The sequence below is a fragment of the Prauserella rugosa genome (assembly GCF_000719975.1).
Lineage (GTDB): Bacteria > Actinomycetota > Actinomycetes > Mycobacteriales > Pseudonocardiaceae > Prauserella > Prauserella rugosa.
On record NZ_JOIJ01000048.1, the window covers coordinates 1 to 2,079 of the forward strand.

A 2,079-nucleotide genomic window follows, 5' to 3' on the forward strand; every position below is an offset into this window, starting at 1 on the left:
CCACCCGCTACGACAAGCTCGCCGCCGTCTACCGAGGAGGCATCGTCCTCCGCGCGATCACCCTCTGGCTTCGGCAATAAGGAGACACTCCCTAGTTGTGGTGGAGCTGGGTGTGTTTGCCGGTTTCGCCCGCAGACGGTGGCCGGCCCGCTACGCTAGGCTTCCGCTGCAGCTGTGCGCGGACACTGACGGGGGAGGTCAGTCGATGAGCGAGGACGCGGGTAAGGCGGCCGGAGGTTCGAACTTCTGGGACAAGTTCACCTTCGCCATCAAGGGTGAGAAGGGAACGGCCACCGAGAGCGGCTGGCTGACCGGCGCCGTGTCGTCCGTCGGCGAGTCGGTCAACGGTCGGTTCGAGCTGGACCCCGAGAGCGCCGAATCCATCGTGAAGACGGCCGAGTGGGCTGTCGGGCGTCTCCGTCAACAAGCATCCTTGGCCCGTGAACTCACGAGCATGGAGCCGCCTGCCAAGGACCCGGGGAGTGAGGGCTTCAACAGCGTCGCGGTGCGGATGTTCGAGCTCGGCGCTGACCATGTCGATGGGGAACTCAAACAGCATCGAGACCTCGCCGACAAGTTGAGGAAAGCGCTCGACGTCTACCAGCAAAGCGATCAGCAGGCCGGGAACGACATGAAGAAGGCCGGTGGCGAGAGTTCTGACGGAGGTTATCTCGGATGAAGCGGGTGCTCGTCGCACTGGCGTGTGGTGCTGCGTTCGTTGCGACCGGCTGCTCAGCAGACGGTGAGGAGGGCGAAGCCCAACCGGCTCCCGATACTCAGGTCGGTTCGCCAACGGAGTCGGCTCCACGTGAAGAGTTGCCTCACAGCGGGGCTCCTGCGGTCGACCAGCCGCTACCGGAATCAGTACTGTCCGGACACCCTTGTGACCTGCTAGAACGTGCGCAGGTCGAAGACGCGTTGGGAGAGGGCGCCTCACAGGGAACTGTTGCTGACGAAGAGGGGTTGGGCCCGCGCTGCGATTGGGGAAGTGCGCGGCAGGACGCTGGCTTTGTCGTCAGCTTCTATACCGACGCAGCGCAGGGACTCAGCTCTTGGTACGCCAATACGCGACCGAAGATGAAGATCTTCGAGGAGGTCGAACCGATCGACGGATTGCCGACGGTGGCCTTCAAGAAGAGTCATGACGACCCGATCTGCACCCTCGTCACCGGAATCTCGGACAAGTATGCCGTGGGTACCACCGTCACGATCAGCACTGAGAAAGAAGACGAAGGCGTGGATGCCTGCCAGGTCGGCCGACAGCTGGCGACCGAGGTCATCGGCAAGTTGAAGGCGAAGGCCTGACCGGGCACGTCGAGCAGGAGGGGGAGCCAGATGGGGAACTTGTTCGGTGGGGACCTTGGTGAGGCGAAGGCCAAGGTTCTGTTCGAGCAGCTGAACGTCTTCGGCAGCTCGGTGCCGATTCACGAGCTGGTCCGGCGGATTCGCGCGGGAGACGCCGCCAAGTGGTCGGAGAACTCGGGCAAGATGGGCCAGGTCACCTCTGGTCACGACGAAGTGGCCTCAGCGAGCAGTGACATGTTGAAGGCCTTGGAAAGCTCCTGGTCGGGCGCGGGTGCTGACGCGGCGTCGGAGGCCATCCGATCGACGGCGAAGACCTCTCATGCCACGGGGGAAACGTATCGACGCAACGCGGAGTACCTGACCACGAATGCTTCGGCGTTCGAGAACATCAAGAACTCGTTGCCGGATGTTCCTGCGCAGGAGCCGGAGACTGGGTTTTGGGACAGTGTGGCTCCGTGGGAGACCGATGCTGAGGCGGACGCGCGGCGGTACAAGGCCCAGGTTGATCAGGCTCGTGAGATCTACTCCGGTTACGAGTCGAATGTTGTGCAGGCTGCTTATGACATGGAGGGGGATTTCGGTCAGCTCGGTAAGAGTGGTGGTGATTTCGGGAGTATTGAGCGGGATCCGGCGTCGACGGTGAAGGACGCGGGTACCGGGGTGATCGATATCGATGAGCCGCGTGGTGGTTCCGGGGGCGGTCCGGTCGGTGGTGGGCCGGTTGGTTCTGGTGGGCCGGTGTCGGGTGGCGGTCCGGTGGGTGTGAGTGGTGGT

2 protein-coding genes and 1 pseudogene are annotated in these 2,079 nt (G+C 63.3%); all 3 read left to right on the top strand.

Going from position 1 to position 2,079, the window contains the following annotated elements:
* Positions 1-205: 205 nt before the first annotated feature.
* On the top strand, positions 206-679 hold the full coding sequence (locus tag IF64_RS0124825; protein WP_048807436.1) for a hypothetical protein: 474 nt from the start codon (positions 206-208) through the stop codon (positions 677-679).
* A complete protein-coding gene (locus tag IF64_RS0124830; RefSeq protein ID WP_030534592.1) occupies positions 676-1,305 on the top strand; it encodes a DUF3558 domain-containing protein in 630 nt (209 codons plus the stop codon). The genes IF64_RS0124825 and IF64_RS0124830 overlap by 4 nt, the downstream gene beginning before the upstream one ends.
* 30 nt (positions 1,306-1,335) lie before the next feature.
* A pseudogene (locus IF64_RS0124835) lies at positions 1,336-2,079 on the top strand (hypothetical protein); the annotation flags it as partial.

Coding starts and splice junctions, on each gene's coding strand:
- IF64_RS0124830 (WP_030534592.1), top strand. CDS start 676: ATGAAGCGGGTGCTCGTCGCACTGGCGTGTGGTGCTGCGTTCGTTGCG.
- IF64_RS0124825 (WP_048807436.1), top strand. CDS start 206: ATGAGCGAGGACGCGGGTAAGGCGGCCGGAGGTTCGAACTTCTGGGAC.